General features: G+C 35.3%; 4 protein-coding genes. All 4 read right to left on the minus strand.

Annotated elements, in window-relative coordinates; all coding sequences use genetic code 11:
- The coding region (gene rpoA2, locus IJQ68_RS08505; protein WP_292799199.1) for a DNA-directed RNA polymerase subunit A'' at positions 1-1,403 on the minus strand (1,403 nt) is incomplete at its 3' end.
- A gap of 11 nt (positions 1,404-1,414) precedes the next feature.
- The gene (locus IJQ68_RS08510; protein WP_292799201.1) at positions 1,415-4,897 is read right to left on the minus strand and encodes a DNA-directed RNA polymerase subunit A'; all 3,483 of its coding nucleotides are present in this window, start codon (positions 4,895-4,897) and stop codon (positions 1,415-1,417) included.
- Positions 4,898-4,916: 19 nt separating this feature from the next.
- The gene (rpoB, locus tag IJQ68_RS08515; protein WP_292799203.1) at positions 4,917-7,160 is read right to left on the minus strand and encodes a DNA-directed RNA polymerase subunit B; all 2,244 of its coding nucleotides are present in this window, start codon (positions 7,158-7,160) and stop codon (positions 4,917-4,919) included.
- Positions 7,161-7,172: 12 nt separating this feature from the next.
- A complete protein-coding gene (locus IJQ68_RS08520) occupies positions 7,173-8,756 on the minus strand; it encodes a DNA-directed RNA polymerase subunit B'' (RefSeq protein WP_292799205.1) in 1,584 nt (527 codons plus the stop codon).
- Between the last annotated feature and the right edge of the window lie 130 nt (positions 8,757-8,886).

Genomic DNA, 8,886 nt, shown 5'->3' on the forward strand with positions numbered 1-8,886 from the left:
AAATCATCCACTTCACCGCGAATACTTGCGTTAAGTAAATGTTTACCAGTTTCTTCAAAAGCTGCACGTGCTAAAACACTTGATTTTTCACCACTAATACCATGTCTTCCGATTGATTTAACTTCACCTTCTGAAGTCATGATATCTGCAACTAACATAATATGCCTTACATCAACAGTAAGACCTTGCTCTGAGAGAGTATTATTCGCTTCGTTAATGATTGATTGACGAGCAGCTTCAATACCTAAAACATCTTCGATTTCACGAATACTGTTAGTGGTAGTTCTTTTGGAATCAATTCCTTCCATAGCTAAAATTTCTTTAAGGTTGGATCCTTCTGTGTGAATAACCCATTCATCATCCTTACGGATAATAACTTTACCTATCTTTTTAACTCCACTAATCTGTAAATCACGTACTTTATCTGCTAATAAACGGAGATTACGTATTCTATGTTTAGCATCTCCACCTTCTTTAGGTTTGATAATTACGAGATTACCGTCAATTTCAGGTTTATCCTTTTTGAAGTCAGCTTGGATTTTCTGAATAATATCCTCTTTAACGAGCCTTCTTTCATCAATTTTTTTATCTGATAAAGTAGCTTCAACTTGCATTTCAGCATAATTTAAATTAAAGTCTTCGAGAATATCGTTAATAGTACTTTTACCAATTTTATTAGCTATAGTTTTAACGAAATCTTCATCGTAACGTTTGTCTTCATCGAAGTAAATGTCCATTGTCGGTGTTGCAATATCTTTTCTTGCATCAACAATTTCAATAAGCCTTGGAAGACCTAATGTTACGTTTAACTCAGTTACCCCTGCATAGTGAAAAGTACGCATAGTCATTTGAGTACCAGGTTCACCAACAGATTGTGCAGCTACTGTTCCAACAGCCTCTCCAGCTTCTACATGAGCTCGGTCATAGGCAGTTTTTAACTTATCTACAAGTTTATCCAATTCTTCATCAGTTAAATCACGACGAACATAAGCATCAGCCAAATCTTCAACATAACCTTTAGGGAATTCAATACCTTTATCTGTTAAGATGTTTAAGACCTTGTTGATGATACTTATATCATTTAGAACAACATCAAACTCTTCTTCAGACAATTCTTTGGTATCGAATTTATTGAAAATATTTTTAAGATAATAGTAATCCAACAATTCAATGTCGTTTTCCTCTAAAGTCTGTGAAAATTCAACGAAATTAATATTATATGAATTAAGTAAATCATTGACCAAATCAATATTTTTGAATTTAGCTATGATATCTTCAAAAATATCATCAGTGATATCTATTGAATCATAATCCACTAAAATATTTTTAATATCATAATCATCTGGAATGCAAATATTACGCATTTCCAAAGTATTTTGAACTTTTTCAATTAATTCATCCATATTTACACCCCTTATTTACCTTCCTGAGATACTTCATTAGATTTTTCTTCCAATTTAATCTCTTCAATGAGTTTATCCAAGTTTGCTGCTATACCAAAGTCACTTTTAGCAGGATCCACTCCATCGTCACCAAAGATTCTTTGGACAACATTACTCTGATTGTCAGTGACAAGTCCGGAAGGTTTAACTTGCAAGTCCTGAAGTGCGTTTACAAGTCTTCTTTGCATGTAACCGGATTGAGCTGTACGGATAGCAGTATCTACAAGACCTTCTCTTCCTCCCATAGCGTGGAAGAAGAACTCGATTGGATCTAATCCGGATTTATAACTTGAGTGTACAAATCCTTTTGCTTTTGCCCCTAACTCGTTTCTTTTGAAGTGAGGTAAGGTTCTTTCGATGTATCCTCTGTGAATACGTCCACCCCTAACTGCCTGCTGACCTACACAGGAAGTAATCTGAGTCAGGTTCAACATGGATGCCCTAGCACCTGTACGTGCCATTACAACAGAGTGGTTGTGTTCCATAGTCAAGTAATCTTCTGCGATTTCACCGGATTTATCCCTAGCTTCCCCTAAAACTTGCATGATTCTCATTTCCAAAGTTTCTTCTAAGCTTCTACCAGGTAATGCATCAAGAATACCTTCGTTATAAGCATCAATTAATCTATCTACTTTTTCTTCTGATTTTTGTAAATGTTCATTAATTCTTGCTTGAGCTTCTTCAGGGATTTCTTCATCATTCAAACTGGTTGTAATTCCAGTTACCATGATTCCGCAGATAGCTAAGTCAGTAGATCTGTCTAAGAACTCTTTAGCCCTTCCAGGACCATATTCCTTAACGATTTTATCTAAAATTTGACCGGACATGGATCCGTATGCTTTTTCATCTATTACTCCATGTTTTAAGATACCGTTTTCAATCATTACATATGCATCAATAGGACAGATATGTTCATAATCGACAACAGTTGGGTCAGGAGCTTCTCTTAAGATTTTGTCACATTGACCGCATTTGGTACAAATTTCAGCTTTATAAGTTAAGTTCAAATCATTAGGTAAAAGTAATGAGAATAACTCTTTACCAGTCCATTCTTCACCGTTAGCTTTCTCAATGATTGAATCATCAATGCCATCATCATTATCAGATGAGTATTTTGCAGTGATTTCATCGGAAATTCTTTTATGTGCAATTGATTTGATGATTTCTTTTTCCTCATCGTTCCATTTGTTTGCTTTAAGACGTTTTGCAATCTCATCTTCAGATAAGCCCAAAGTGTTAAGATATGCTTCTTTATCCGCTTTAGTTCCACGGACATTTTTAGTCCTTTTTGCAATTTCTTTTTCAATTGCAACATCATTTCCAGATTCGGATTTTTTAAGTAACCATTTTTCACCGTCATTTTCAGGAATTGGTAAATGTGATTTACGTACGATTTGCAATGCCTGTTCTTCTGGGAATTTCATTGATTTTCTTGTTAACAGGTATGCTCCGGAAATGTGGTCGTGGATAGCACCGATAATCGGTCCACCGAACCTTGGAGATAAGATGTGTTCCTGTACACGCATCAATGATTTTGCTTCTGCACGGGATTCGTCTGTTTGGAAAACGTGCATGTTCATTTCGTCTCCATCGAAATCTGCGTTGTATGGAGGACATACACATAAGTTTAATCTGAAAGTTTTGTAAGGAAGTACTCTTACTTCGTGTGCCATCATACTCATTCTGTGAAGAGAAGGCTGACGGTTGAATAAAACCATGTCTCCATCTTTCAGGTGTCTTTCTACGATGTCACCAGGTTTTAAGTTTTCCAAAATGAATTCCTTGGTGTCTTCATTGATTTTTCTTCTGCTTCCTGATTCTGTAATCATGTAGTTTGCACCAGGGTGTACATCAGGACCGTTTTCAACATATGTTTTGATTTCGTCTATGTTCCAGTCGTTAACATATGCAGGTACGGTTACTTCTTTAGCAATCATTTCAGGCACACCGACCTCATTAATACTGATGTTAGGGTCAGGGGAGATTACTGTACGTGCTGAGAAGTTTACACGTTTACCGGAAAGATTGGATCTGAACCTTCCTTCTTTTCCTTTTAACCTTTGGGTTAAGGTTTTTAAAGGTCTTCCTGATCTGTGTTTGGATGGTGGAACACCACTGGCCTCATTATCAAAGTAAGTAGTAACGTGATACTGTAATAAGTCCCATAAGTCTTCAACGATTAATTGAGGAGCACCAGCTTCCATATTTTCAACTAATCTTTGATTGATACGCAAGATATCCACTAACTTGTGAGTTAAGTCGTCTTCTGAACGTTCACCAGTATCCAAAGTAATTGAAGGTCTTACGGTTACCGGAGGTACTGGTAAAACTGTCAATACTAACCATTCAGGTCTTGCAACTTCAGGGTTGATACCTAAAATGTAGATGTCTTCATCAGTGATTCTTTCTAATCTTTCTCTGATTTCAGAAGCGGTTAGTTTATATTCACCTTGGTGGATTGTAACAGGTTTATCCAAAAGAATTGGTTCTTGAACATATCCCTGAATAGTTTCTTTAAGATAATCACGAATGCGTCTTTTGAATTCTGTGTCGAATTTCCTTTCGGACTTGCTTTCAATATCATCCAAGATTTTTTGTTTTTCCTCTTCTGCTTTATTGATAGCATCATCATCTATTTCTTCAGCGTTTTGAAGTTCTTCGATTTTTTTGTCAACTTTTTCAAGTTTTTTGTCGAAGTCGCTTTCAATACCATTTCTGATGTTTTCTTCAAGCTGGTCAAGTTCATCATTGCTTTTAGCTTCAATCATGTCGTAGCTAGCTTCAATGTCTTCTAAGGATTGATTTTTTCTGCAGTGAGGACATAATTGTTTAGGGTCAATGTATTTGAATGAAGCTTTCTCTTCACTTTCATCCCTTTTCATGTAAGCTTCAGCATAGAGTTGATTCAAGATTTTTAATAGGGCATCTCTTCTGTCGATATGGTCATAAGTATCGTTTTCTTCAGGATAGAGTTCATCCATAATCTTATCGACGATATCGTTCTGTTTAGTTTCAGGCATTTCAACTTTTTTAGCGTCGCCTTGTATTTTTTTCAAGATATCTTCGAGGTTTTCTCTGTTTTCTATAGCTTCAGCTAATTTTTCACGGTAGTCCTCTAAAACGTCTTCAGGTAATAGTACACGTCCACATTCGTTACAGGTTGAACGTAAAATTTTGTGAATAATATCTCCAAAACCTACATGAAGAACTGGTCTTGCAAGTTCAATACTACCAAAGTGTCCTTGACAATCTCCACCTCTAACTCCACAGGTATGGCATCTGAGTGATGGGTCTAAAACACCTAAGCGAGGATCCATCAAACCGTTTTCGATTGGATAACCGTCAGAGTCATAGGTATCTGGAGTTTCAACACGAACAACAGACATTTTACGAATATCCTCTGGAGACATTAATCCAAAGTTAATTCTTTCAATTTTTTTGATAAATTCTTTCAATGTATCGGCTCCTTCAATATTATGCTTTGTCTCCTAAAACTAATTTAGGGAAGATACATAAACTTTTAAGTTCGTCTAATAACAATTTAAATGCATATGATATTTCGACAGGATAAGTTTCTACATCTCCACAAATTGGACAATATTTTTTATTTCTATTCTTATCTTCAACAGCTAACATTCCGCAATGTTCACATACAATCGCTTCATATTTGTCTGATTCATCCAGAAGTCTTTCTTTTAAGGTTAAAGCTGCACCGTGTGCAATAAGACAATCTCTTTCCATTTCTCCAAACCTTAAACCACCTTCACGTGCCCTACCTTCGGTAGGTTGACGTGTAAGCACTTGTACTGGACCTCTAGAACGTGCATAAACTTTATCAGTAGTCATGTGGTGTAATTTTTGGTAATAAGCCACTCCAACGAAAATTTCGGCTTCTATTCTTTCTCCGGTTACACCATTATATAATGATTCACAACCTGCGGATTCAAATCCGTGATTTAATAAATGTTGCTTGATGGTTTTTTCAAGTTCTTTATTGAACGGAGTACCGTCAATACGTTCTCCTTCCAAACAACCTGCTTTACCTGCTACCATCTCAAGCACCTGACCTACAGACATCCTTGAAGGGATAGCGTGAGGATTGACTATTAAATCAGGAACAACACCAAATTCGGTGAAAGGAACATCTTCAGGAGATAAAATTAAACCGACAACCCCTTTCTGACCGTGTCTTGATGCGAATTTATCACCAAATTCAGGTTGCCTTGTATCCCTTACTCTGATTTTAGCAAGTCTTGAACCTTCAATAGTTTCAGTCAACAATACTGCATCAACAATACCTTTTTCACCGTGACGTACTGTGACGGAAGTTTCTCTTCTTTTTTCTGCAGCACTAGCTAACTCATCAAATTCTCCTAAGAATCTTGGAGGGGAAGTTTTACCTATTAAAACATCACCGGATTCAACATAGGATTCTGGATTTACAACACCGAATTCATCCAAGTGTCTGTAAGCTTCATCGGAACGGTATCCTTTAATGTTTTTATCAGGAACTTCGAAACTGTCTTCCTGACCACCAGGATATCTTTTTTCTGATGTATCATATGATCTGAAGAATGAAGATCTACCTAATCCCCTTTCAAGAGAACCTTTGTTGATTACCATTGCATCTTCCATGTTATATCCTTCATAACTCATTAATGCAACAACAAAATTCTGACCGGATGGTCTTAAGTCATAGTTAGTTGAGTCAATGATACGTGTTTTAACAATAGGGGTTTGAGGATGGTGTAATAAATGTGCTCTAGTATCAGTACGGAATGCATAATTAGATACATATAATCCTAAAGCCTGTTTTGTCATACCTGCTTCCATAGTGTTCCTTGGTGAAGAATTGTGGTCTGAAAATGGAATGATTCCAGCACAAATACCAAGCATTGTAGCAGGGTCAATTTCCAAGTGAGTATGTTCAGGATTTAACTCATTTAATCCCATTGCAATATAGGAGTTTTCTTCCTCTTCAGCATCCAAGTATTCAATAATACCTTTTTCAATCAAGTCATCCCAGGTTAATTTACCGTTAGCGACTTTATTAAGATGATCTTCAGTGAGGAGAGGTTGCCCCTCTTTAACAATGATTAAAGGTCTTCTGGCTCTTCCAGGATCATTGAAAATATAAATTTCATTATTATCTTCATAGTATGTGATATTCATCTCATGAGATACTTTTCCTTTTCTTCTTTTTTCTCTCATCTCATCAGTGAATTCCTGAGGATTATCACAGGTTCCGAAGAGTTCACCGTTAATATAGATTTTAGTTTTTAAACGATTGATAAGTGGAGTTTCAACCTCTTCAACAATAGTTTCATCAAAGTCTTCTTCAATTTCAACTGCCTCTTCGATTGTCCCAATGTTTTCTTCAACACTTTCATCTTCTTCAATGATGACTTCATCGATTTCTTCAGCTAAATCCATACCGGTTGAACTTTCTTCTTCAACAGCTTCGATATTCAAAAGTTCATCAAAATCCTTATTAAGTCTAGTATTCTTTTTTAATTTTGGATTTTCTTTGAAGAAACTTTTAATGACTTCTCTATGATAATTGATTTCAGCCATTTTTTCATTATCTCCACCATTATCAGGATGATAATCTTTAGCTAATTTATCATAAGCATCTCTAACTTTTTTAGGAGTAACAATTTTATCGAATCCGAAAAATTGATATGCGGTTTTTACATCTATATCATTATAATTAGTCAACATTTCACCCCATTAAATTAATTCAACATCCATATTTTCAATTACATCTTTGATTTCCTGTTCGTCAGACCCTTCAGAAATATTACACATTAAAGCTAAGTTCTTTACCAAACCACAATTCGGTCCTTCCGGAGTTTCGTTAGGACATATTTTTCCAAATTGTGTTGGGTGCAAATCTCTTGCTTCGAAGTGAGGTTGACTTCTGGTTAAAGGAGATACAACACGTCTTAAGTGGGAAAGAGTACCCATATAACTAGTTCTATCTAAAAGCTGACTTACACCAGCTCTTCCACCAACCCAATTACCTGTAGCGATTGCATGTTTAATGTTTTCAGTTAAAACATCACTACGTACAGCCTGTTTAATGGATAATTCTTTACCTCTAGAAATACTTCTTTCAAGCTGATAACTCATATCCCTAGTCAAATTAGTGAAAGCAACTCTGAATAAGTCTTCCATTAAATCTCCAGAAACTCTGAGTCTTTTATTAGTATAGTGGTCTTTATCGTGAGGTTCTCTTTGTTCATGAATAACTTCAAGTAACATTTCAGTCATTTCAGCCAAATAAGTAGCTTTATCGGCACGTCTTTCTTTACTGTCACCTAAGTGAGGTAATAAATAACGGTCGATTACTTCTTCAGCACGTTGAATACGATAATCTTCAGACATTTTAAAAGCAACACGGTTTCCAATGTATTTAATAGCTGCAGTTCTCAAGTATTCATTTCTCTCTTCCATGGACATATCAGCCATTTCAGCAGGGTCTATTTTGAGAGCTTCTTCAGATACCTGAATATCGTCTGCAATAATCATTTGGAAATTATTATTTGATTCTGAAATTTTAGTAATAATTTCCTGATCAGTGGATAAACCTAAAGCCCTTAATAAAATAACGAGTGGAATTTCACCAGGAACATATGGGAAAGATACTCTTAAAAATGCTTTGTTTTTACGTGGTTTTTTATATTCCAAAGTGATTCTAGCTCTGAAACCACTTCTGATTGAAGTTACAACTGCTTTAGCATGTCTGTCTTCAACTTCTTTAACACGTTCAAGAATAACTTTGTTTGGTGCAATTTCTTCCATTGTTACAACAGCTCTTTCAGAACCGTTTACAATGAAATAACCACCTAAGTCTTGTGGGTCTTCATTATGTTCTAATAATTCTTCTGCAGTAAGACCATTAAGATAGCAATAATCAGACTTTAACATTACAGGCAATTCCCCAATGTAAACTTCTTCTAAAGGATTTTCCTCATTATCCTTATTTAAAGCCATCTCAAGATACATGTGTGCAGAATAGTTTAAATTTCTAAGTCTTGCATCAGTAGGATAAATATCACTATTGGAACCATCTGCTTCACGGGTAAACGGTTTTTTGATATTAACTTTACCAGTTTTTACAGTGTATTTAACCTTCTTGAGTTCACCAGTTTCTTCATCAGTCTCATCGTTTTCTATAACAATAGGTTCACTGATGTCAATGATTTTCTGAATTCTGTTATTCACAAAATCATTGTATGATTTAATATGGTGATCTACTAAATCATATTTATCAAAAAATGCATCAACTAACTTCCAGTTATTATCTGTCATTGACTTCCTCCAGCATTATGTAAACATAACATAAATAAATTAAACAATAAAAAAAATAAACGTAAATAAATAATTTAACTTATCTATTATTTTCATCATTATTCTTAATTTACTCCCAACTATCTAATTA

The sequence above is a fragment of the Methanobrevibacter sp. genome (assembly GCF_017447225.1).
Classification (GTDB): domain Archaea; phylum Methanobacteriota; class Methanobacteria; order Methanobacteriales; family Methanobacteriaceae; genus Methanocatella.

Bases quoted from the DNA above. Each gene is read 5' to 3' on its own strand.
- IJQ68_RS08520 (WP_292799205.1), bottom strand. From the start codon at position 8,756: ATGACAGATAATAACTGGAAGTTAGTTGATGCATTTTTTGATAAATAT.